Genomic DNA, 22,449 nt, shown 5'->3' on the forward strand with positions numbered 1-22,449 from the left:
GCCGGACCGTGTCCGTATCTCAATGTTCATAGTTCTCTCACCACACTCCGAGACGGGCGGTCGCCAGCTCCGTGTCGTCTCGGCGTGTCTATCAGTTCTGGAACCTGTATCTGGATTGTAATAGTCACATTAACCGACTATATGGAATCACTGAATGAAGGTCGGGAAGCTGAACGAAGATTCGGACGCAATGGCGTCAGCCATCGCCCTCAGACGATATTTCGGCTGACGTCGACGTCCACGCTGGTCGTTAGAGTGAGTTTAATGATGTCTTCAAGCGCGTGTCCACCGCGGAATTTCGGGACCATGAGTGTGTTCTCGACGCTATCCCCGCGTCGTTCGGTCGAGAGCTTGAACACCGTGTCGGCGACGTACTCGGTGACGTCACGCCGGGGCGGGACGTGCTGACCGTCCAGGCAGTGGAAGAAACCGATGGAGTTCGCGTCGTCGAGACCGTCGCGAAGTTCGTTCAAGAAGTCCCAGTATTGGGTTGGTGGGAGTTGCTCGAACGGCTCTGTGGGGTCGACGATGAGCGTCGAGGAACTGGGGAGTTCTGCGACCAGTTCGAGGAGATATTCGTCCGGCGCAGTGTTTTCCATCGGAACGACATCGACATTGTCGCCCCCCAGCCCCAACGTCGCCATGACATCTCGGACGTCATCGGCAGTACGGATGGTGGTGAGATACAGCGTCGGGCGGGCTGACGCGAGTTCGTACAGTAGCAGTTCGGACTGGCTAGCCGGCGGTGCCAACACGGCAGTGATGCTTCCAGCGGGGATTCCACCGTTCAACTCCCTGTCGAGGAGTTCGATGCCAGTTTCGAGCGCGGTCATCGACCGACCGCCTCCGCGGACTGCAGGACACGCTGACCGCTTCGAGTATTGTGTCTCATGCGTGATCGGACCTTCGACAGGTGGTCATATTGTTACACGTCAGATTCCACCAGTCAGATTGTTGGTACGAACCCCGGACAGAACTGTTCGACCGATAAACTGGGGGACTGAAACGCTCGCTCAATGGATATCGACGGCGATTACCGTACTTGCGGGTTAGATACCGGTTAGCCTCCGTTAAACGGGTTGCGGAACTTGCCGTGAAGCCCGTTAGGCAGGCCCAGAAGAATCTCAGTTCATCTTGGATACCAGTTTTTCGAGAATTATAGATCTAATTACAATGCAGGTATCGCGCATCGTGTCAACTGCACCCATGTGCCGAACGTTACGACAGCAGTCGGAAGCTGGCTGGGGGGGTACGCCAGTCGTCCAGACGCGGACGGCGGGCAGTAGTCGTCGGGCGAGTCACGCTCGCCCGTCCCGGGACTTCCGATGCGAGCTGTCGTCCGCGTCCGGCCACTCGCGGTGTACCAACAGGAACGAACAATGAAACTACTCGAACTGTTCCAAACGGACGAACGGGCGGTATCACCCGTCCTCGGTGTCGCACTACTAATCGCAATGACAGTCATCCTCGCTGGCGTCGTCGGCTTCGTCGCCCTCGGCGTGAACGCCGGAAGCTCGGATGCACCACAAGCCAGTCTCGAATTCAAAGAGAATGACACGTCGAACATCGACATGTATCATCAGGGCGGAGACAATATCGAGACCAGTAATGTTGTGGTGAAAGTTAACGGCACGGATGCTACTTACACCGGATGGTCGTCGGACAAGTTCACGACCGGTGACGTGGCACAGGACGTTGCCGCTGCGAACGCTGATACTCGAATCACCATCTCCTGGGAAGACCCGAGCAGCGACCGAGTCGTCCAACTCGCCGAGTACACGGTCGAATAACGACGGTATCGAACTGAACTAACAACCTCGTGCGGTCTTTCGGCCGGCCATCCGCGACACAGCGGACCCGGGCCAGCCTTCACCATCATTATGATTCTTAACGTACTCAAACGACGAGTTTTCGATACAGAGACGGATACGGACGCGACGACCGAAGAGCGGCGGTACCAGATTCGGGCTACGGTACCACCGCCGTCCGGTGGAGGAGGCGACCAGAAGGGCAACCGTCGAGGAGGAAGCCGCAGGAGCACCAACCGGCGCGACGACCGGGCGCAATCGGAGGTCATGGGCATCGCACTACTCATCGGCATCATCGTCCTCGCGGGAACCATGCTCGTTATCTTCGGCGCGGCGGCCGTTAGCGAGCAGGAGGGAACCGTTGCCACCTCGCAGGCGGAGCGCGGATTCGAGCAGCTTGACACGCGCACGAGTCGCGTGGCTCTCGGCGACGCATCCTCCCAACAGGTGGACCTCGGGTTCGTAGATAACGTCGGGCACGCATACAGCAACGACGAGGGATGGATACGCGTTACCAACCATCCGGCGGATGGCAACGAGACCGAGGTGACGAACACCTCGCTCGGGACCGTCTTCTACCAGCGCGACGAGACGACCGTCGCGTATCAGGGCGGCGGCGTCTGGCGCTCGGACGGTGAAGGGTCGGCCATGCTCTCGCGACCGGAGTTCCACTACAACGACGGCACGCTGACCCTCCCCATCGTCTCTGTTGACGGCGATTCGGGGTTGACCGACCGCGTGCACATCACGAAGAACGGGACGTCGGTGCGGAAATTCCCGGACTCGAGTCGGGGCCTGACCAACAGGCTCGAAAGCGGGACAACCAACGTGACCGTCCAGAGCGACTACTACGAGGCGTGGGGTCAGTACTTCGAGGAGAATACGAGAGGCGTCGTGACGTACAACCACTCCGCCGAGCAGGTGACAGTGACGTTCTTCGCGCTCCCGGACATCCGCAAGTTCGACGTGGGTATCATCGCCACCTCCGACACGGGCGAGTTGTCTGTCGAGGGTACCGGCGCGTACATAGACAGCTACGACTCCTCACAGGGTGACTACGCGTCGACGAACTCGGCTGACGGGTCGATTCGGTCCGCTGGCAACGTCTTTACGTCCGGTGACGCGCTCATCGACGGAGATGTCGCGGCTGGCGGTGTCGTCGATCTGGACGGTAACTCGAACATAAGCGGGGACGTCGAGTGGACCAAAGAACCCGAACCCGACGCCACGGAGAAGACGAAGATAGACGGGAACGTCACCCGAATCGACGGCGTCGACTCGGTCTCGCCTATCGACGACTTCGTCGAAGCGTACGCCGAACGGGTCCGAACCGACGCCGATAACGACGAGACACCACACATCACGAACAACGAACTCTCGATTTCGAACTCGCCGGCAGAAATCGGGACGGGAGACTACTACCTCCACAACATGAATCTCGACGACGAGACGCTCATATTGAACACCACGGAGGGTGATGTCCGAATCGTCGTCCGCGACTGGGCCAAACTGGAGTCGGGGAACCTCACGGTCGTCGGTAACGGCACCGTCCACCTCGTCGTCCAGAGTCAGAACGAGACGACAGTCAACCCGACCGGGCTGGGCTCCAGAGACGTAAATCTCCACGTCGGGAAGAAATCCGACGTTCACGTCCCCGGCGAGGATGCGAACCGTCTCGTCCTCTTCGCACCTCGGGACTTCAGGGCGACCGTCGCGGGGTCGAACAGCCACAGAGCGAGCTTTGACGGCGTCATCTTCGCTCCCGCGGGTTCGGACGGACCCGGGTACGTCTACGTCAAACAGGCCCACGTCTACGGTCTCGTCATGACCGGGAATCTGACCGCCGGACAGTACGGCGCTATCCACTACGACCGCGGCCTCGAAGACACGCTGACGGGTGGGTCACCGCTCTCCGAACTCGAATATCTGCACGTCGCCGTCCACCGCACCCACATCAGAAGCGCGTAGTATTCGACTGCCGCTCCGGTGCACGCTGGCGCGCAGGCCGGACATCCTATTTTTCGACGGGCGTTGATACCTCTCAAGTTGAGGCTCTTGTACGTACGTAATACTGCGGTCAAAGACGCCGGTTTTCTGCGGACATGGTGGTGTCCCAAGTACCGGTTTGACGGTCAGTTGATTCCCACTGAGCCGTCCGCCGTCTCGAATTCTGCTGGTGCGTCAGCTACTGCGGCGCAGTCCAGAATTGCGGCGTCGCTTCGAAGTCAATCTTCGCATCCGAGGGCGCACGCTCGTACAGCGCGTCGTGAACCGCTTTGTAGGCCGCCCGAGCGCCCTCTTGAGCGAGTTCGGGATGCTCTCGAGTGTCGAAGACGACGCGCCACTCGCCGTTCGTGAGGTGCAGTCCGAGGATGTACTTCCCCCGGACGTTCACGACCAGTTGGTACGCGTGTGGAATCGTCTTCTCGTCTCGCTCGATGTGGTAGCCCCGAACGGCAATCGCTTGCTGGATTGCCTCCGTGGATTCGAGTTCGGTGACGAACGATTCGGGAACGGCGGTCCCCGGGAGCGATTCGACGAGCGATTCGCTCACGTCCATCCCTCCTCGCATCGCGCTCCTGTCGGTTCCATCGTACTTTATGTGGATGGCCGAGGCGGTTTATGAGACACGGTCTTGGGCCGTCTCGAGCGAATTCGCCCGCGCCTCGAACGAAGCGACTTTGCCTCTCTACGCTCGCAAACGAACTGTGACTTCCCTTCCCGCACACCACGTCGGCATTACCGTTCGCGACCTCGAATCGATGGTCGAGTTCTACCGCGACATCCTCGGGCTATCGGTTATCGACCGATTCGAGGTGAGCGGTGAGGCGTTTTCCACAGCGGTCGACGTTGCCGATGCAACGGGGCGATTCGCTCACCTCGACGGTGGCGACGTTCGCGTCGAACTCGTCGAGTACGACCCTGTCGGTGACGACCGACCGAAACCGGTCCTGAACCAACCCGGTGCGACCCACCTCGGCTTCTCGGTCGATGACGTAGACGCCGTCGTCGACGACTTTCCGCCGGATGTCGAGACGCTCAGCGAGCCACGGACAACAGCGAGTGGAACCCGAATCGTGTTCGTCCGCGACCCGGAAGGAAACCCCATCGAACTCCTCGAAGCCTGAGTGGGGAAGAGTACTGCGGGAAACACCGACTATAGACTGGCGAAATATGGCCGTGACTGTGTCACTTCACCGTCACGGCAGCCCGTCTCAATGTCCGGATTGACGCTCCGAACGCTTCGTGTCATCCGCAACACCGACGGGAAGTTCAAGCACGACCGACGCGCCTCCGAGGTTTGTCGAGTCTAACTGCATACTCCCGCCCGCTTTCGTGACTATCCAGTGGACGAGCCACAGACCCATTCCCGTTCCGTGTTTGAGTGGGGTTTCTTCGCCTCGTTGGATGACGTTCCACTCCGATTCGGGGAGTCCCGGTCCGTCGTCGCTCACCCGAATAACGAGTTTCGCTTCGTCGCTGGAGCTCAGAGACACGTCGATGCGGACGGTTTCTCCACCGTGTTCGAGTGCGTTCGCCACCAGTTCGTCGATGGCGACGCCGATGCGGTTGTCGACCTGTGCTGCGCAGTCCGGCTCGATATTCAGCTCGACCGTCGCATCGGGGTAGCGTGATTCGGCCCGACTGACGCTCGTATCGACGATGTCGCGTATGCTTCGGGCGGCCTCGTCCGCTTCGAGGAGGTCCGTCACTGTCTGGGCTTTGTCGGCGAGCGTGACCAACTCGCCCGACGCCTTGAGGATGTTGTCTGCCGCACTGACGAGTTCCTCGTCGGCTGCATTAGTGCGAATCATCTCGGCGTACCCTTCGACGACGTTCACCCTGTTTCGGAGGTTATGACGCAACATCCGGTTTAACACACCCAGACGTTGTCGAATCAACTTCGACTCGGTGATATCCGACTGGATTGCGACGTAGCCGAGGATTTCACCATCCTTCGCTATCGGTGCGATGGTTTGACTCGCCGTGTAGAACTCACCGTTCTTCCGTTGGTCGACGATTTTCTCTTGCCACGTCGAACCCGATTTGATGGTCTCCCAAAGCGTGTCGTAGTACGAATCATCCATCTCTCCTGACTTGAGTATCGACGGCGTCTTCCCGGTCGCCTCTTCTCGATTGTACCCCGTGATGTGCTCGAATGCCGGGTTGACGTACGTGATTTCTCCATCCGGTTGGGTGAGACAGATTGCGTGTCCTGCCTGTTCGACAGCCATCTCGAACTCCCGAAGGCGGTGTTCTCTGCGCTTTTGTTCCGTGATGTCGACGAAGACGCCGACAATCTCTGTCACTTCACCATCGGCATCACGAACCAACGCTGTCGAAAGGAGGAACTCTCGTTTCTCTCCATCCTTTCGCCGACGCTCGACCGGATGATTCGAGAGTCCTCCTTCCTCGATAGACTGCTGAAGAAGCGCTTCGACCTCCTCTCGCCGGTCGTCAGCGATAATGGGCAGTAACTCGCCCACGACTTCGTGTCTCTTCCACCCGAACGTCTCCGAGGCGGCCTCGTTCCAGCGGGTCACTCGCCCGTCGGGCGTGACCGCGAGTATCGCGACTGGAGACGCGTCGAGGACGCTCTTTAGCTGGTTCAACGAGGACCGAACCGACGCTTGTTGCCGTTCGATTTGTCGGTCCTTCCAGGCGGCGAGGATGCCCACGAGCACGCTCGAGATACCGATGAAGAACAGTCCTTTCTGCAGTGTCTCCATCGGCGCCAGCGGAGTACCGAAGACGAGAAAGAGGAACAGCTCACCGCCCAACATCCCGACCACCCCGAAGACCAGATACGCGAGGGCGATAGCTCGGGCATCCAGGCTATCGAGCGGTGAATTATTCATACCCCAACCGTTTCGAACTATGTATTTAAATATGGTGTCCAATTTGACCTTCCGAGGAGTCAGCTATCCACATCTCGAAAGCCGGTGCTGAAGCGCAACCGACATTGCCACTCGACCGTTAGCGAGCATGAAACGCCTCGGCGACACGCGCGGGGCGACACCCCACATGAGACGACGAGACGCCATTAAGACGCTCGGAATTGGTGCACTCACCGCGACCGCAGGGTGTCTCGGTGGGTTCGAACAACAGTCCGCGTGGCGCGACCCCCCGCTCGTCGAGGACCGACCCGATGCGGTGTACCTCCCTGCAATCACCGAAGGGATGAAGATGTACGGGAAGACGACCACCGGCCCCTTCGGCGTGGCGCTCACCTACTCCTACCCGCACCGCTTTTGGACCGTCGCTGGGACGGAACTACAGAAAACTGTCGTCGAGGCCGACGACTCGCTGCACCTCATGGCATCGCTGTGGGACAAGGAGACGGGAACCGTCCTGCCGATTGATGCGGGCCTCACAATCGAAGTCCTCCGTGACGGCGACTTCGTGACCGAGGAACTCGCCTATCCGATGCTCTCGCAGCAGATGGGCATGCACTACGGCTCGAACTACGTTCTCGACGGCCAAGGCGACTACGAGGCCCGAGTCCACATCGGCACCGTCTCGAAATCTCTCCACACGACGGGGGCGTTCGCCGACCGGTTCGAATCGGCCGAGACGGCTTCCTTCGAGTTCTCGTTCAACACCGACAAACTCTACGACGTCGAACTCAAGCGCCTCGGCGACAAGGCCGGTTCTCGCGGCGCGGTTCCTGCGATGGAGATGATGGGCGTCCCGACCGGGAAGGCGAAGGGAATCGACGAACTCCCTGGGACGCATCTCGGCCGGAAGACGAGTGCCGACGCCTTCTTCGACGCGTTTGTCGTCGACGACGGCGCTCGATTCGATGTCGACGGTTCGTACGTCTACGTCTCGGCCCGAACCCCGCACAACGGGTTCATCCTGCCGATGATGGGTATCCGCGCAACCGTCGAGCGGGGCGGAACGACCGTCGTCGACGGCGACCGACTCCGGCCGACGCTCGACCCCGAAATCGGGTATCACTACGGGCTCGCGGCCGACACTGTCGAATCCGGAGACACCGTGACGCTCGAAGTCGACGTTCCACCGCAGGTCGCCCGTCACGACGGCTACGAGACTGCATTCTGGTCGTTCGACACGATGCAGTTCGATATCTGACCGCACCGCCACCGTAAGCAACAGCCTAACAGAAACGTTCAGAACCCACTGTCCCCGAACTTTGCGTGACTCTCGGATGACCACAGACACCGACGCGACACGTGACCGCCACGTCTGCGAGACGTGTAGCGAGGCGTATCCGACAGCGCGCCTGCTGGTCCTCCACCGCGGTGCGAGACACCCCGACGTGCTCGACGCGGACGAGGTCGAGGCGTACCGCGAGGCCTACTACGAGGAGGAACGCGAGCTGAAATCCTTCCGAATCCGTGCGCTCGGCGTGCTCGTATTGCTGTACTTCGGATTCCTCATGCTGTTTATCGTCTTCGCATCATGATTCGCCCGTCCACACTCCGACGATTCGGCCTCGGCGTGTTCCTCGCCAGCCTCCTTGCTATCGTCGCCGACCCGGCTGCCGCGAGCAACGCCGCCGTCGGTCTCGCTGGCGCTTCACAGGACAACCTTTCGGTCCCTCGGTGGCTCTATCTTGCCACCGGCGGCGCGACGGTTGGTGCCTCCGCGCTCCTTGCGAGTTTCGTCACCGACCGTCGGTTCATCGAGCGAGTCCACCGCTGGCGAACCACGACCGAGTTCTCTGATAGTCTCGTGCGCGCGCTCCGCGCTGCTGGCGGTCTGCTCGGCATCGCACTGCTCGCACTCGTCGTGTACCTCGGCTACACGGGTCCACAAGTGCCGACGGTCAGTTTTGCTATTATCGTCGTCTTCGCCGGTCTCCGAGCCGGCTACACGATGTTCTCCTACCTCGTCGCCGACACGTGGCGCGCGCTCAACCCGTGGCGCACCGTCGCCGCCGCGGTCCCCAACGGCTTCGTCACGTACCCCGACCGACTCGGCCGATGGCCAGCGGTCGCGGGTATCCTCGCGCTCGTCTGGGTCGAAACGGCGACAAGCGTCACGAGCCGCCCTGAAATCCTCGCAACGGCGCTCGTCGGCTACACCATCGTCACGCTCGTCGGCGCGGTTCTCGTCGGTGAAGAGACGTGGTTCGACCGAGTCGACCCCGTTTCGGTCTTCTTCCACTTCTACGGACGGGTCGCACCGATTCGCCTCGACGACGACGGTCTCTCGGTCCGCTTGCCGGGGATGCGACTCGTCACCGACGACGACTTCGTTGACCTCGCGGATGTTGCGGTTACGGTCGTTCTCGTCTGGGAACTGACGTTCAGCGGGTTCGTCACGACCGAACAGGGCGCTGCGGGTATTAGGGCCGCTGTCAACGTTGGACTCCCACCACTTCTCGTCTACGCACTGCTCTACCTCGGGGGATTCGGTGTCTTCCTCGGCCTCTACGTCCTCGCAGCACGGATAACAGCCCGCAGAATCGACACCTTCGAGACGCCGCTGTCGCTCGCCATCAGATTCGCTCCCCCGTTGCTCGTTATCGCCGCCGGTTACCATCTCGCGCACTACTTCGGCTTCTTGATTTCGCTTTCGCCGATGCTCGTCGAGGCGTTGTCGTCGCCGCTGTCGTCGCCGGCGAACCCGATTGTACTCACTCTTCCCGCGTGGTTCGGCGGCCTGAACATCGTGTTCATCCTCTTCGGGCACCTCTTTGCCGTGTGGGTCGCGCACTCGCAGGCGTACCGGACGTTCCCGAGTCGAATGCAGGCGGTTCGAAGCCAGTTCCCGTTTGTCACCGTGATGATTCTCTACACTATCATCAGCCTGTGGCTCATCTCGCTGCCAACGGCGTCCCCGCCGTTCCTGCAGTGAGTTATTAACTAAAACGGTTTAGATTGTGAATATACAATATGTCTTGGCCGATTAGTAACAGGTGAATTATTAACTGGTCACTGGTTAGTGCTGCATATGAGCGAATACGATGGGCGTGACCTGGACGACGGGACGGGTTCGTCCACAGCACCACCGGACGACTGCGGGTGTGATGGTGCCTGCGATGCCGACGCTGATACGTCGGCTTCGACCGGTTCCGGTGAGGAGTTGAGTCCTCCCAAGTCCGGTAGCGACACCGCCCGCGCGGAGTTCGGTGTCCCGGAGATGGATTGCCCTTCCTGCGCCGGGAAAGTCGAGTCCAGTGTCCGCCGACTCGACGGTATCGACGATATCGACCCGCGGGTGACGACTGGTCGCCTCGTCGTGGATTACGACCCCAATCGGACCACGGTCGACGATATCCGGACCAACATCGAGGGTGCAGGCTACGCCGTCGAGGACGAACCATCGACCCGCCGGATTACACTCTCGGTTCCCGATATGGACTGTCCGTCCTGTGCGGGGAAGGTCGAAAATGCACTCGCAGACACGTCCGGCGTACTCGACTACGAGACGCGCCCGACGACGGGGAAGGCTGTCGTCACCGTCGCAGCAGACGCTCGGCCGGAGACCGTCGTCGCCGCCATCGAAAACGCCGGCTACGAGGTCACCGGCACCGATGCTGACGAACTCGTCGGAGACGGCGACACCGGCGACGCTGACGCCGAACACGAGAGCGTCTGGCGGAGTTCCCGCGCCGTAAAGACCTGGGTTAGTGGCGGCTTCCTCGCGGCGGGTATCACCGCCGAGTACCTCCTCGGACTCGAACTCGTCGTCGCGTCCGTCCTCGGTGTCTCGTTCACGCTCGCCGAGGTGCTCTACATCGTCGGTACCGCCATCGGCGGCCAAGCCATCCTCAGAAACGGCTATTACTCGGCGCGGAACCGGAGTCTCGACATCGACTTCCTGATGTCGGTGGCGATTCTCAGCGCCGTCACCGCGAGTCTCATCTCGTCGCCGACAAGCCTCTACTTCGAGGCGGCGACGCTCGCGTTCCTCTTTAGCGTCTCCGAACTCCTCGAACGCTACTCGATGGACCGCACGCGGAACTCCCTTCGTGAGTTGATGGACCTCTCGCCCGACGAGGCGACGGTTCGCCGCGACGGCACAGAAACCGTCGTTCCGGTCGAAGAACTCGAAGTCGGCGACGTGGTCGTCGTCAAACCCGGCGAGAAAATCCCGGTCGACGGGAGCGTGCTTTCGGGCGACAGCGCCGTTAATCAGGCCCCTATCACCGGCGAGTCGGTTCCGGTGGACAAGACACCGGGCGACGAAGTGTACGCCGGAACCGTCAACGAAGCGGGCTATCTCGAAGTTCGCGTCGAATCCGTCGCGGGCGACGACACGCTCTCGCGCATCGTCTCGATGGTCGAGGACGCGCAGGCGAACAAGACCGAACGCGAGCAGTTCGTCGAGCGATTCTCGTCGTACTACACGCCGGTCATGGTCGTCGTCGCAATCGGTGTCGCCGCGATTCCGCCGCTCGCGTTCGAATTGAACTGGGTGACGTGGTTCGTATATGGTATCACGATGCTCGTCCTCGCGTGTCCGTGTGCGTTCGTCATCTCGACGCCCGTCTCCGTCGTCTCCGGTATCACCTCGGCGGCCCGCAACGGCGTGCTCATCAAGGGCGGCACGCATCTCGAAGCGATGGGGTCGGTCGAAGCTATCGCCGTCGACAAGACGGGCACGCTGACCAAGGGTGAACTCACCGTCACCGACATTGTCCCGGTCAACGGGTACTCGGAAGACGACGTGCTCCGGTGCGCCCGCGGTCTCGAATCGCGGAGCGAACACCCCATCGGCGAGGCCATCGTCTCCCACGCCGAGGGGAACGGCGTCGCCGGTCGGGAAATTGACGAGTTCGAGAGTATCACCGGCAAAGGCGTCCGCGCCGACCTCGATGGCATCCCGCACTTCGCTGGTAAACCCGGATTCTTCGAGGAACTCGGATTCGACCTCGGCCACGTCCACGTCACCGATGCATCCGACTCACTCTCCGAGGAGGTCCGTGCACTCTGTGACAAGCAGGGCTGTCTCAATCTCGTTGAGGACACAATTCCCCGTCTTCAAGCCGAGGGGAAGACGGTGGTTATCGTCGGGACGGAAGACGAAATTGAAGGTATCGTCGCCGTCGCCGACGAGGTTCGTCCGGACGCCCGAGCGACCGTGGAACAACTCCGTGAGTTTGGCCTTTCGGTGGTCATGCTCACTGGCGACAACGAAGGAACCGCCCGCGCCATCGCTGAACAGGTCGGTGTCGACGACTTCCGCGCTGGCCTGCTTCCGGAGGACAAAGTCACCGCCGTCGAGGGACTTCTCGACGAGTACGAGTCGGTCGCGATGGTCGGCGACGGCATCAACGACGCACCGGCGCTCGCCACCGCAACCGTCGGTGTGGCTATGGGTGCCGCCGGAACCGACACCGCGCTTGAGACAGCCGATATCGCGCTCATGGCCGACGACCTCTCGAAGCTCCCGTACCTCTACGAGCTATCCCATCAGGCGAATAACGTCATCCGACAGAACATCTGGGCGTCGCTCGCGATTAAGGCCGTCCTCGCCATTGGTGTGCCCCTTGGGTACGTCACCGTCGCACTCGCTGTTCTCGCGGGTGACGCCGGGATGACTCTCGGCGTGACAGGCAACGCGATGCGACTCGCCCGGATTCGGCCGGACGAGTAGCTTCTGAAATCAGCCTCAGAACAACCCCGATTCACAGAACGTAGCCTCGCAGAACTCGATTTTCTGATTTCGGTTTCCAGAACTGTCTTCCAGACGTTTATCAGTTAATGACCCTCCATATAGTCCCACACAACTATCAATCACTGCTCGATTCCTGTCTTCTGAGAAACATCATGTTCAATTTATCCATTCCCTCCTGAGGCCGGAACATGGCAGACGACCAGCGCACACGACGACGGTTCATGTGGCTCACTGGAACCGCAGCAATGGCCGGTCTCGCCGGTTGTTCCGGCGATGGCGGTGAAACGGAGACAGAAGCCCCCACGACGACCACGTCGGCAAGCTCGACCGGTGGCGTCCCGGCAGCGTACGCGACTGCGACCTCTCTCGACGGGACCCAACGAAACCCCGATAGCCTCTCCTCGCAGGAGGCTGTCTCGTATCAGGACCAGCCCAAAGACGGGCAACAGTGCTCAAACTGCCGGTTCTACATCGAGGACAAGAACGACGACGGCCTCGGCGCGTGCGCGATTGTCGAAGGCAAAGTCGCACCCGACGGGTATTGCGTCTCGTACGTGGCGTACGAAGGATAGACAGGTAGCTGAATCCCGGTTGAGTCGTGACTAACCAGCGGCGAACACCGACTCTCAGGCGTCGCTTTTCAACTCGATGGCACTCTGAATCCGGCAGTGGACCGACCGTTCTTCGCCGTCGTGTTCGACTGGGATTACCCATTGCTCGCCGCATCCGAGAACGGTCACCATCTCTCCATTCTGTCGGTGTTTCACCGAGACAAACACTTCTCCGCGTTCGGCGTCGTAGTCCACGAGTTCGACCAGTACGTCTTCCCCGGCGATAAGCAGGTTCTTCGCCCCGTCTAGCTCCGTGACGTACGATTCCGTGTTTCCTTGGGGGTCGGTGACGAACAGTTCGACGGCCGGCACGTCCTCGCCGTCGGGGTAACTCGCCTCGACTTCGAGCGCCCCGTCTTCGAGTTGAATCCCGTGAATATCGACCAACGACGCTGCGACACCGATAGAGTCTGCGACCTGCTGGCGGAGGTCGCCCAACGGGATTCGAACCGACTTCCGTATCCTTCCCATGGGTGCCCTTACGAACGGGGGGTGTATGAGCGTGTCCGCTAGTCGGTCGCCCCGTCGCGTGTTTCGTCGAGCGCTTCGGCGAGGCGCGAACCGGCGGGAACGGTTTCCGCAAACGCGTCCGAATCGACCGGAAGCCCGCTGTTCACAGAAAGGAAGCTGAGTTCTCCTTCCGCTGCCCGGTCGAGGTTCGTCAAGAAGGCAACTTTCCGGGAGGCGGCGACATCCTCGACGACGGTTTCGGGGTCGACGGACTCGTAGAGCGCGCTGTGTTCCCGGACGTGTCGAACACAGCGTTCGGTGGGTGCGAACAGGAGCAGCGCGTGGACGCCGGGACCGTCGCGGGCGAGTTTCGGTCGAATATGGTGTTCGTTGTCCTTGTAGAAGTAGCGCTCCATGCGACGATACTGCCGGAGAATCTCGTTCGCGCCCGTGGCGTGGCGAATGGCGGCATCGGCTTTGAGTTCGATGAGATAGTCGACCGGTTCGGGGGTCCGGACCCGGATGTACACGTCGGCGACGCCGCGGTTCCCGTAGTGGTCGTACGGCTCTTCGAGATGAATCTCCACGTCGTCGAAGGCCGCCCGGAAGTGTTCAACCACACGCGTCGCCAACTCGTCCTCGCGCATTTATCAGTCGAACTGTGGCGGTCGCCGGGGAAAGGTCCCGCGGTTCGACCGCTGGCGAGGTTGCGCCTTCGGTGCGACGACATACATCTCCGCCGACTCGGCGGTCTCACGCCTGTGCGTGCCGCTCACCCCACCGGGGAAATTACGTATCGGCGACCGTATCATCTATCAATAATGTCTGCCGAGCCATTCGTCGTCGTCGGCGGTGACGCCGCAGGTCTCTCCGCCGCGAGCAAATTCTTGCGAATTGCTCCGGACCGCGAGGTTATCGTCTTCGAGAAGGGTCGGTGGGTCTCCTACGCTCACTGTGGAACGCCCTACTTCGTGAAAGGAGAGGTCGAACAGCTCACCGACCTGCTTTCGCTGTCGCCCGAACAGGCCGAAGAACGGGGTATCGACCTCCGGCGCGAACACGAGGTCGTCGCGGTCGACACCGACAGGCAGGTCGTCACGGTCGAGGGGCCGGACGGGCGGTTCGAACAGCCGTACAGCGACCTTCTCGTGTCGACGGGCGCGAGAGCGACCACAGAGCCTATCGAAGGGTTCGAACTCGACGGCGCGTTCAAACTGCACGGTCTCGACGACGCGGCGGCGATTCGGTCGTTCCTCACCGACCCGGAAGAAGCATCGCTCGACGCCCTCGGCGGCGGCGGTTTAGTCGATGCGGAACGCGCCACCCACTTCGCCGAGATGGCCCCGCCGGAGTCGGTCGCCATCGTCGGCGGTGGCTTCGTCGGCGTCGAGATGGCGGAAGCTCTCTCGGCGTACGACCTCGACGTGCACCTGTTTCAGCGTTCTGGCCACGTGCTCAAGTCCTTCGGCGAGGCGGTCGGCGAGGAGGTCGAAGCACACCTCCGAGAACAGGGCGTCTCGCTTCATCTCGGCGAACCAGTCGAGCGACTCCGAAGCGACGGCACGGGCCGCATTGAGGCTGTCGTCTGCCCCGAGCGAGAACTGGCCGTCGACGGCGCAATGGTCGGTATCGGCCTCCGCCCGAACGTCGAACTCGTTTCCGACCAGGTCGAACTCGGCGAGACCGGGGCAATCAAAATCGACGAGTACGGCCGGACGAGCGCCGAACACGTCTACGCGGCGGGCGACTGCGCCGAAATCACACACACCGTCACCGGTGAACCAACGTGGAACACGCTCGGACTCCCAGCCAACCGCGCCGGTCGAGCTATCGGACAGACCGTCGCCGGAGTACCCGAACCGGTCGGAACAGTCGCCGAAACGTCAGTCGTGAAGGCGTTTGACCTCGAATGTGGCCGAGCCGGGCTTATCGACCTCGAAGAGGCTCGTGACGCTGGCTTCGACCCCGTCTCGGAGACTATCACTGCAGGCTCGCGCTCCGGCTACTATCCCGGTGCCGCGGAGACGACCGTGACGCTCGTCGCTGACCGGGATACGGGTCGGTTGCTCGGCGGGAGTATCGTCGGTACCGACCGCGCCGCCGTCAGAATCGACACCGTCGCCACAGCACTCGCTGCCGAATTGACTGTCGAAGAAGTCGAACGACTGGACCTCGGGTATGCTCCGCCGTTCAGCCCCGTCTGGGACCCGGTGTTGACCGCGGCTAAAGTCCTTCGTGGGTCGATGTAAACCCGTGAGTCGATGTGGATCTGCGGCCGATGCAAATACCGGTCCATGTGACACATCCGATTAGTCAGATTACTCCGAACAAAACGACTATTATCGATTGTGTGGTAATGATACGCTCACGTGCTGGACGAAACTACAACGAGACCGGAACGCGGTGAATCGAAGGCGGCGAGCGAGTCCGATACCCTCGAATCTCAGAGGCGGTGTCGATGAACGGCAGGGTCGCTGCTTGTCTATTTCTCCTCCTCGGGACGCTTTGGGGGAGTTCGTTCGTCGCCATCGAAATCGGGCTGGAGTATTTCCCACCGCTTCACTTCGCCGCGCTTCGGTACTACCTCGCCGGTCTCATCGTCCTCGGATACGCCGCGGTCTCGACCGATTACTGGCGTCCACACACGCGAACCGACTGGACGCTCGTGGGTATCGCTGGCGCGCTCCTGATCGGCGGCCACCACGCCTTTCTCTATCTCGGACAGGAGCACGTCCCGGGTGCCGTCGCGGCTATCGTCATCAGTCTCGGCCCGGTTCTCACCGCGTTGTTCGCGACGGGACTCTTCGGTGACCGCATCTCGGGGCTCGGAATCGTCGGGTTCGTTCTCGGATTCGTCGGGGTCGGCTTCGTCGCCCAACCGGACCCGAACGCGCTCTTTTCCAGCGACGTGGTCGGTGTCGGCATCGTGTTCGTCGCGTCCGCATGTTTCGCCCTCGGTGCCGTCTTGACTCGGCCGTTCTCGTCGAACATTCCCGCCCGGACGCTTCAGGCGTGGGCGATGCTCTTGGGAGCCGCGTTGCTCCATCTCACCGGTGTTGTGACGAACGAGTCGCTCGCGGCTATCGAGTGGACCGGAACCGCCGTCGGGTCGCTCGTCTATCTCGCGGTCATCAGCGGCGCGGCGGCGTTCCTCATCTACTTCGAACTCCTCTCTCGGTTCGGCCCCACGCAGATCAACCTCATCGGCTACCTCGAACCCGTCTCTGCGACACTCCTGAGTTGGATGTTTCTCGACAAACTCATCGACCCGCTCACGGCAGTCGGATTTGTTTCCATCTTCGCCGGATTCGCGCTCATCAAACGGCGGGCACTCGGGGAGTTGGTCGGCTCCGTCCGGTCTCGGGTGAACTGAGCGAGAGTTAATCGCGAATCTTCTTTCGAAGTTATATCCTTGGCTCCGTCTCACCCACCTTCTTTCGAAGCTATACGCTTGCTCCGTCTCACTCGCCAGTGAATTCTCACGTTTCAATGGCGTGCTGTCTACGACTTCTCCTCTCGAGACGGAGCTCTCTTCTCGGACTCGTTGGTATTCGTCTTGAATAATAAAAAATAGTCCTCAAATAATAGCACTTATTATCTAGAACAAGATTTCTATTAACACATGCGAACACAGACTCGACGTGCGTTCCTCGCATCTCTCTCTGGAACCGCCGCCGCTGGTCTCGCTGGCTGTCTCGGTTCCGGAGCGCCTGCACAGTCCACTTCGGAGACGGTGGCGACGGCGTCGTTCTTCATCTTCGGCGACGTTGCGCGGCATGTCGCGGGCGACGTTGCACGCGCCGAGACGCTTGTTCCAATCGGACAGCACGGCCACGGGTGGGAACCCGGCCCGGACGTTCAAGGGCGGGTCCTCGAATCCGACCTGTTCGTCCACGGACTGACGGGCTTCCAACCGTGGGCCGACGATATCCTCACGTCTCTCGATGCCGACGGTTCGACCATCGCAACCGTCGATATCTCCGCCGACGTGGACCTCCACGAAGTCGACGGCGACGGACACGTCCACGACAGCCACGACGGAGCAGATGCGGAAGACCATCACGACGACCCCGAAACGCACACCAACGAGACTGAGCACCACAACGAGACTGAGCACCACAACGAGACTGAGCACCACGACGAAACCGAGCACCACGACGAAACCGGGCACCACGACGAAACCGGGCACCACGACGAAACCGAACACGAGGAGCACGAGGACCACGACGACTCAACTGGGAACGACGAATCCACCGATCACGACCACGAACACAATCACGGCCCGGTCGACCCGCACTTCTGGATGGACCCCGGTCGGGTCGCAACTGCGGCGGCGACTGTCCGAGACGCCTTCCAGTCGGTCGACGACGCGAACGCCGACGCCTACGCCGCGAACACCGAGTCGTACCGCCAGTCGCTGTCGGACCTCGATACGGCCTTCGAGCACGGTCTGGAAACTCGCGAGCGCGACGTGCTTCTCGTCGCCGGCCACAACGCGTTCGGCTATCTTGCGGACCGTTACGACCTCGAAATCGTCGCGCTCACGGGCCTGTCGCCCGACGAAGAGCCGTCGCCGCGGGATATCGAACGCGCACAGCACGCCATCGAAGAACACGGCATCAAGCACGTCCTCGTCGACCCGTTAGAGTCGGACCGTGCGGCACAACAACTCGTCGCCGAGACGAACGCCGAAGACGTACTCCCGCTCACCCCGATTCCGGGGATGACACAGGAGTGGGAAGAGAACAACTGGGGTTACATCGACATCATGCGCGAGGTAAACCTTCCGACGCTGCGGACCGCCCTCGACGCGCGATGACCGTTATCTCACTCGATGATGTCGCCTTCTCGTACGGCGACGTTCCCGTTATCGACGGTATCTCGCTCGATGTCGAACAAGGCGAGTTCCTCGGACTCGTCGGCCCGAACGGGTCCGGGAAGAGTACGCTGTTGACGCTGCTGCTCGGTCTCCAGCGCCCCGACCGCGGTGAGGTTCGGTTGTTCGGCGAACCAGCCCACCAGTTCGCCGACGGAGAGCGTATCGCCTACGTGGCACAGGACGTGACGAAGACGGCCCGGGACATGCCCATCACGGTTCGGGAAGTGGTTCGGATGGGCCGCTATCCGCGAAATCTGTTCGGCCGATTTTCGGATGCGGACCACGAGGCGGTCGAGACGGCACTCGACCGCGTCGATATCGTGGACCTCGCCGACCGTCGCGTTGGCTCTCTCTCCGGCGGGCAACGACAGCGCGTGTTCGTCGCCCGCGCACTCGCCGCCGAGACGGACCTGCTCGCCCTCGACGAACCGACGGTCGCCCTCGACGCGGAGTCGCGCGAGTCATTCTACGACCTCCTCCGCGACCTGAACGAACAGGGAATGACTATCGTCCTCGTCGAACACGATATCAGCGTCGTCACCGCCCGCGCGTCCCGAATCGCGTGTCTGAACAAGCGACTCTACTTCCACGGTTCCCCTGACGACTTCGCCGAGAGCGACGCCCTCGCCGCGGCCTACGGCGCGAACCAGCGCGTGTTGGACCACGACCACTGCCCCTTGAACGCCGACACCGGTCACACACACGGCACTGGTGGCCCTTCCAGAACTGACGAGCCAGCCGCTGATTCGGAGGTCCAGCCATGACTGGCTTTGCTGTGTTCACATCGGTCTCCGCCCTCTCTACCCTTCCAGTGAGCGACCCCTTTGCGCCGCTTTTCGTCAGCAATGCGCTCTTGGGTCTTTTCGATTGGTTCCTGCAAGTCGTCGTTGGCGGCGTCTTCTCGTGGCTCGCCGGGGTCACCGGCTTGCAGTTCCTCTCGTACCCGTACATGCAGCGAGCCTACCTGTCGGTGCTCTGTATCGGCATCGTCGGGCCGCTCGTGGGGTCGTTTCTCGTCTACCGGGACCTCTCGATGGTCGGCGACACGCTCGCCCACACCGCCTTTACGGGTGTCGCAGCCGCGCTCTTCCTCGATGCGACGTTGGCGCTCGCGGTTCCGCCGCTCGTGGGTGCGCTCGTCGTCGCTATCCTCGCAGCGCTGCTCGTACAGGTGCTCGTGGAGTACACGGGTGCACGGAGCGACGCCGCACTCGCGATGGTTCTGACCGGCGGTTTCGGACTCGGAAGCGTCCTCATCTCACTCACCGACGGCGGCATCTCGGTCGGCATCAACCAGTACCTCTTTGGCTCGCTCGCGACCGTCTCGCGGGCCGACGTTGGGCTGCTCGTCTCGATGGGCCTCGTCGTCGTCGTCGCTGTCTCGGTCGCCTACCGGCCGCTTCTGTACGTGACGTTTGACGAGACGGCCGCCCGCGCATCGCGGGTCCACGTCGGCGCGGTGAACACCCTTCTGTCGGTTCTCACCGCATTCGTCGTCGTCAGTGCGATGCGAATCATGGGCGTCATTCTCGTCGCGGCGCTGCTCGTCATCCCTGTCGTGACTGCTTCTCGACTGGGACGGAGCTACAAGCACTCGCTGTTGTACGGCGTCCTCGCGGGCGAAATCGCCGGTGTCGCTGGCGTCACGCTCGCGTACCTGTACGGACTCGCTGCGGGCGGGTCTATCGTCCTCGTGGCGATTGCCGGGTTCGTCGTCATTCAACTCGGACTTCGCATTCGGTAATATCTCGGACTTCGTTTTCCACGTACTATTCGAAATAATTTGTCGGGTCGTTTTGATTTCCCCGTAACACCGGCTGTTCTGGCCCATCTCTCTCGCATAGTATTATCAAATTTGATATTGAAAATAAATGCTTAAGCCTTCACTAGTTCTTGAACACCTATGCCATCAAACCGGGGACCCAACGCTGGCGGCGGCGCGGTGGGTGCAGACGGCGTCGACGACGTGACCGAGGAAATCGACTCGGCGATTACCGAACTCGCGGAAGCGTCCGAAAGCATGGTGTATAGCTCACAGGAGATTAGCGACCTCGCGGAGGTCCAATCGACAAACATGCACGAGGTCGCTGGCGAAGTCTCGAATCTGAGCGCTAGCGTCGAACAAATCGCGTCGAGTGCCGACCAGACGAAAGCGATGAGCGACCAGGCCCGAGAACTCGCGGCCAAGGGTCGCGGGTCGGCCGACAACGCGGCGGATGCGATGGAAACCGTCGACGACGTGACGACCGACGTTTACGACGAAATCGTTGAACTCCGCCAGAAGGTCGACCAAATCGACAACGTCATCGAGGTGATAAACGAAATCGCCGACCAGACGAATCTCCTCGCACTCAACGCCTCCATCGAGGCGGCCAGAGCGGGCGAGGCCGGAGCGGGATTCGCCGTCGTCGCCGACGAAGTAAAGAGTCTCGCAGAGCAGTCGCGCGAGAGCGTCTCCGAAATCGAGGACGTCGTCGTCGATATTCAGCAGTCCACCGAGACGACCGTCGAGAACATCGAAGCGGCCAACGAGGAGGTCAACGACGGTATCTCCGAAGTCTCCGCTGCCGTCTCTGCGCTCCGGAGCATCGACTCCGCCGTCGGTGAGGCGGCCGCCGGTGCAGAAGAGGTCGCCCGCGCGACCGACCAGCAAGCAGCCAGTACGGAAGAAGTCGCAAGTCTCGTCGACGAGACGGCCCGTGGAGCAGAGGAAGTCGCCAGCGAAATCGACCAGGTCGCGGCCGCGGCCGAAAAGCAGACGGCCAAGATATCGGACGTCACGCTCCTGCTGGACCGCATTGACGACGAGAAGGGCAACGCCAACGCCAGCACCCGGGGGATGTAGATGTCGCTCGGTGACAACGCCGACACGCAGGCGGCCGCCGCAGAGCCAACGCAAGTTCTCGAATTCCAACTGGGTGACGAGCGATACTGCGTCGTTCTCGATGCAGTGACGGAGATTATCGACCGGCAAACGGTTCGGTCGCTTCCGGACGTTCCGTCCCACGTCGTCGGTGCGATGGACTACCGCGGCGTGACGACGACGCTCGTCGACACCGCCTGTCTGCTCGGTGTCGGGTCGAATCCCGACGCATCTCGGGTTATCGTTTTCGACGCCGCCGACGAAGATGCGACCGTCTATGGCTGGTTGGTCGACGAAGTGGACCGGGTGACCGATATCGCTCCCGAAACCGTCGATGACGCGCCGTTCGGCGACGAGCGAACGCGCGGTATCGTCCGAAGCGACGACGGACTCGTCGTGTGGGTCGACCCGCCGACGAACGACTGATTGAATCTCGATTGGTCGGTCAGCATTCCTGAAACTTCTTTACGGCGTTTGCGGAGACGTAGTGGGACTGGCGTATCTCGCGTTCCTGTCTTTCCGTCCGGGATGGTGACCCGCCACTTCTCGTCATCATCGAGACGTTCGAAGTGCTGCGGTTCGACGTTCCGCACTTTGCCGCTGTGGTGACCATGGAGTGCGAGGTCAAGGGCGATGCGTCGACGCGGGTACTCGTCCTTGACGAGCGAGAGACGTTTGTCCTGCTCGTCGCGGGAGAGCCACAGTCACTTTCCTGACTTCGATGGATAGGGACGTGCCTGCATGGTTCCGGTATTGGTAGGTAGCTCTGTTTCCCGGAACCGTAGCTAGTTGGGTCGGGTCGATCTCGGGTGAAAACAGGTCGGTCTGGTGGCCTTGAGGTGTGGAGGGTTACGAAAATAGGCTATTCTTGAAAGTTGGTCAAGATCGAACGGGGAACTACGAGGGTGTGTCTTGGACTTCACTCATAATGGTATTATATTAGCACTTATGGGAGGAAGTAACGTAAGGGTCGTATGGCTAGTCAAGCGTATCAACTGGGGCTTCTGTTAGTAGTTTTTGGTGGGTTTCTTACAACCAATAGTTCCGGGGAGTTTGCCGGTCTTGGCGTTTTTGCAATGTACTTCGGTCTGTCCATCGGTGTCCTCAGCATTATACAAGAAGGGATACCTAACCGGAAGAAGACGACAAATTCATCGGAATCTACAGAGACGCAGTCTCGTAGGTGAATTATCCGTTTCTGAGCAGTTCTCGGAAGAGCAGAACCGTCCCTATTGTCTTGGCTCT

General features: G+C 61.1%; 21 protein-coding genes. 16 read left to right on the forward strand and 5 right to left on the reverse strand.

The annotated features are described in order from the left end of the window. Positions 1 to 209 precede the first annotated feature (209 nt). A complete protein-coding gene (locus HFX_RS18010) occupies positions 210 to 833 on the reverse strand; it encodes an RAD55 family ATPase (protein ID WP_004060855.1) in 624 nt (207 codons plus the stop codon). Between the two features lie 492 nt (positions 834 to 1,325). Between HFX_RS18010 and HFX_RS18015 the strand changes: the two genes are divergently transcribed. Both HFX_RS18015 and HFX_RS18020 read left to right on the forward strand, forming a co-directional pair. Further along, entirely contained in the window at positions 1,326 to 1,790 is a 465-nt protein-coding gene (locus tag HFX_RS18015) for a type IV pilin (RefSeq protein WP_004060854.1), read from the forward strand. A 90-nt stretch (positions 1,791 to 1,880) separates the two neighbouring features. After that, entirely contained in the window at positions 1,881 to 3,776 is a 1,896-nt protein-coding gene (locus HFX_RS18020; RefSeq protein ID WP_004060853.1) for a DUF7289 family protein, read from the forward strand. Positions 3,777 to 3,993: 217 nt separating this feature from the next. Here HFX_RS18020 and HFX_RS18025 read toward each other — a convergent pair whose 3' ends face one another. Then, a complete protein-coding gene (locus HFX_RS18025) occupies positions 3,994 to 4,362 on the reverse strand; it encodes a hypothetical protein (protein ID WP_049917568.1) in 369 nt (122 codons plus the stop codon). A 154-nt stretch (positions 4,363 to 4,516) separates the two neighbouring features. Between HFX_RS18025 and HFX_RS18030 the strand changes: the two genes are divergently transcribed. After that, positions 4,517 to 4,936, forward strand: coding sequence for a VOC family protein (locus HFX_RS18030; RefSeq protein WP_049917567.1), 420 nt, complete (start codon positions 4,517 to 4,519; stop codon positions 4,934 to 4,936). Positions 4,937 to 5,023: 87 nt separating this feature from the next. Here HFX_RS18030 and HFX_RS18035 read toward each other — a convergent pair whose 3' ends face one another. Continuing rightward, complete coding sequence (locus tag HFX_RS18035; RefSeq protein ID WP_004060850.1) at positions 5,024 to 6,667, reverse strand: PAS domain S-box protein; 1,644 nt, start codon at positions 6,665 to 6,667, stop codon at positions 5,024 to 5,026. A gap of 166 nt (positions 6,668 to 6,833) precedes the next feature. Between HFX_RS18035 and HFX_RS18040 the strand changes: the two genes are divergently transcribed. From HFX_RS18040 to HFX_RS18060, 5 genes are all read left to right on the forward strand, one after another. Continuing rightward, positions 6,834 to 7,904 carry a DUF7350 domain-containing protein gene (locus HFX_RS18040; RefSeq protein ID WP_049917566.1) on the forward strand — a complete coding sequence of 357 codons (1,071 nt, stop codon included), beginning with the start codon at positions 6,834 to 6,836 and terminating at the stop codon, positions 7,902 to 7,904. Between the two features lie 76 nt (positions 7,905 to 7,980). Beyond that, positions 7,981 to 8,238 (forward strand): hypothetical protein, encoded by a 258-nt coding sequence (locus HFX_RS18045; RefSeq protein ID WP_004060848.1) that lies wholly within the window; start codon positions 7,981 to 7,983, stop codon positions 8,236 to 8,238. Then, the gene (locus HFX_RS18050; RefSeq protein ID WP_004060847.1) at positions 8,235 to 9,635 is read left to right on the forward strand and encodes a hypothetical protein; all 1,401 of its coding nucleotides are present in this window, start codon (positions 8,235 to 8,237) and stop codon (positions 9,633 to 9,635) included. The genes HFX_RS18045 and HFX_RS18050 overlap by 4 nt, the downstream gene beginning before the upstream one ends. Before the next feature lie 96 nt (positions 9,636 to 9,731). After that, positions 9,732 to 12,380, forward strand: coding sequence for a heavy metal translocating P-type ATPase (locus tag HFX_RS18055; RefSeq protein ID WP_004060846.1), 2,649 nt, complete (start codon positions 9,732 to 9,734; stop codon positions 12,378 to 12,380). Positions 12,381 to 12,589: 209 nt separating this feature from the next. Then, positions 12,590 to 12,973, forward strand: coding sequence for a high-potential iron-sulfur protein (locus tag HFX_RS18060; RefSeq protein ID WP_004060845.1), 384 nt, complete (start codon positions 12,590 to 12,592; stop codon positions 12,971 to 12,973). A gap of 54 nt (positions 12,974 to 13,027) precedes the next feature. Here HFX_RS18060 and HFX_RS18065 read toward each other — a convergent pair whose 3' ends face one another. Then, the gene (locus tag HFX_RS18065) at positions 13,028 to 13,483 is read right to left on the reverse strand and encodes a hypothetical protein (RefSeq protein WP_004060844.1); all 456 of its coding nucleotides are present in this window, start codon (positions 13,481 to 13,483) and stop codon (positions 13,028 to 13,030) included. A gap of 38 nt (positions 13,484 to 13,521) precedes the next feature. After that, on the reverse strand, positions 13,522 to 14,109 hold the full coding sequence (locus HFX_RS18070; protein WP_004060843.1) for a hypothetical protein: 588 nt from the start codon (positions 14,107 to 14,109) through the stop codon (positions 13,522 to 13,524). Between the two features lie 174 nt (positions 14,110 to 14,283). Here HFX_RS18070 and HFX_RS18075 point away from each other — a divergent pair, with 174 nt between their 5' ends. The 8 genes from HFX_RS18075 (at position 14,284) to HFX_RS20230 (ending at position 21,920) form a co-directional block, all read left to right on the forward strand. Continuing rightward, entirely contained in the window at positions 14,284 to 15,711 is a 1,428-nt protein-coding gene (locus HFX_RS18075) for an FAD-dependent oxidoreductase (protein WP_004060842.1), read from the forward strand. Positions 15,712 to 15,920: 209 nt separating this feature from the next. After that, a complete protein-coding gene (locus tag HFX_RS18080; RefSeq protein ID WP_004060841.1) occupies positions 15,921 to 16,835 on the forward strand; it encodes a DMT family transporter in 915 nt (304 codons plus the stop codon). 249 nt (positions 16,836 to 17,084) lie between these two features. Beyond that, a complete protein-coding gene (locus HFX_RS18085) occupies positions 17,085 to 18,281 on the forward strand; it encodes a metal ABC transporter substrate-binding protein (RefSeq protein WP_004060840.1) in 1,197 nt (398 codons plus the stop codon). Further along, positions 18,278 to 19,105 carry a metal ABC transporter ATP-binding protein gene (locus tag HFX_RS18090; RefSeq protein WP_004060839.1) on the forward strand — a complete coding sequence of 276 codons (828 nt, stop codon included), beginning with the start codon at positions 18,278 to 18,280 and terminating at the stop codon, positions 19,103 to 19,105. The genes HFX_RS18085 and HFX_RS18090 overlap by 4 nt, the downstream gene beginning before the upstream one ends. Continuing rightward, positions 19,102 to 20,085 (forward strand): metal ABC transporter permease, encoded by a 984-nt coding sequence (locus tag HFX_RS18095; protein ID WP_004060838.1) that lies wholly within the window; start codon positions 19,102 to 19,104, stop codon positions 20,083 to 20,085. The genes HFX_RS18090 and HFX_RS18095 overlap by 4 nt, the downstream gene beginning before the upstream one ends. Positions 20,086 to 20,244: 159 nt before the next feature. Then, complete coding sequence (locus HFX_RS18100; RefSeq protein WP_014732812.1) at positions 20,245 to 21,186, forward strand: methyl-accepting chemotaxis protein; 942 nt, start codon at positions 20,245 to 20,247, stop codon at positions 21,184 to 21,186. Next, positions 21,187 to 21,630, forward strand: coding sequence for a chemotaxis protein CheW (locus HFX_RS18105; RefSeq protein WP_004060836.1), 444 nt, complete (start codon positions 21,187 to 21,189; stop codon positions 21,628 to 21,630). A 143-nt stretch (positions 21,631 to 21,773) separates the two neighbouring features. Next, positions 21,774 to 21,920 (forward strand): hypothetical protein, encoded by a 147-nt coding sequence (locus HFX_RS20230; RefSeq protein ID WP_179955381.1) that lies wholly within the window; start codon positions 21,774 to 21,776, stop codon positions 21,918 to 21,920. The last annotated feature ends 529 nt before the right edge of the window (positions 21,921 to 22,449 follow it).

Origin of the sequence: Haloferax mediterranei ATCC 33500 (genome assembly GCF_000306765.2) — an archaeon.
GTDB classification, from domain to species: Archaea; Halobacteriota; Halobacteria; order Halobacteriales; family Haloferacaceae; genus Haloferax; species Haloferax mediterranei.

Excerpts from the sequence above, each read along its gene's own strand:
- HFX_RS18010 (WP_004060855.1), bottom strand. The coding sequence starts at position 833 with ATGACCGCGCTCGAAACTGGCATCGAACTCCTCGACAGGGAGTTGAAC.
- HFX_RS18015 (WP_004060854.1), top strand. The coding sequence starts at position 1,326 with ATGCGAGCTGTCGTCCGCGTCCGGCCACTCGCGGTGTACCAACAGGAA.
- HFX_RS18020 (WP_004060853.1), top strand. The coding sequence starts at position 1,881 with ATGATTCTTAACGTACTCAAACGACGAGTTTTCGATACAGAGACGGAT.
- HFX_RS18035 (WP_004060850.1), bottom strand. The coding sequence starts at position 6,667 with ATGAATAATTCACCGCTCGATAGCCTGGATGCCCGAGCTATCGCCCTC.
- HFX_RS18040 (WP_049917566.1), top strand. The coding sequence starts at position 6,834 with ATGAGACGACGAGACGCCATTAAGACGCTCGGAATTGGTGCACTCACC.
- HFX_RS18045 (WP_004060848.1), top strand. The coding sequence starts at position 7,981 with ATGACCACAGACACCGACGCGACACGTGACCGCCACGTCTGCGAGACG.
- HFX_RS18050 (WP_004060847.1), top strand. The coding sequence starts at position 8,235 with ATGATTCGCCCGTCCACACTCCGACGATTCGGCCTCGGCGTGTTCCTC.
- HFX_RS18055 (WP_004060846.1), top strand. The coding sequence starts at position 9,732 with ATGAGCGAATACGATGGGCGTGACCTGGACGACGGGACGGGTTCGTCC.
- HFX_RS18060 (WP_004060845.1), top strand. The coding sequence starts at position 12,590 with ATGGCAGACGACCAGCGCACACGACGACGGTTCATGTGGCTCACTGGA.
- HFX_RS18065 (WP_004060844.1), bottom strand. The coding sequence starts at position 13,483 with ATGGGAAGGATACGGAAGTCGGTTCGAATCCCGTTGGGCGACCTCCGC.
- HFX_RS18070 (WP_004060843.1), bottom strand. The coding sequence starts at position 14,109 with ATGCGCGAGGACGAGTTGGCGACGCGTGTGGTTGAACACTTCCGGGCG.
- HFX_RS18075 (WP_004060842.1), top strand. The coding sequence starts at position 14,284 with ATGTCTGCCGAGCCATTCGTCGTCGTCGGCGGTGACGCCGCAGGTCTC.
- HFX_RS18080 (WP_004060841.1), top strand. The coding sequence starts at position 15,921 with ATGAACGGCAGGGTCGCTGCTTGTCTATTTCTCCTCCTCGGGACGCTT.
- HFX_RS18085 (WP_004060840.1), top strand. The coding sequence starts at position 17,085 with ATGCGAACACAGACTCGACGTGCGTTCCTCGCATCTCTCTCTGGAACC.
- HFX_RS18090 (WP_004060839.1), top strand. The coding sequence starts at position 18,278 with ATGACCGTTATCTCACTCGATGATGTCGCCTTCTCGTACGGCGACGTT.
- HFX_RS18095 (WP_004060838.1), top strand. The coding sequence starts at position 19,102 with ATGACTGGCTTTGCTGTGTTCACATCGGTCTCCGCCCTCTCTACCCTT.
- HFX_RS18100 (WP_014732812.1), top strand. The coding sequence starts at position 20,245 with ATGCCATCAAACCGGGGACCCAACGCTGGCGGCGGCGCGGTGGGTGCA.
- HFX_RS18105 (WP_004060836.1), top strand. The coding sequence starts at position 21,187 with ATGTCGCTCGGTGACAACGCCGACACGCAGGCGGCCGCCGCAGAGCCA.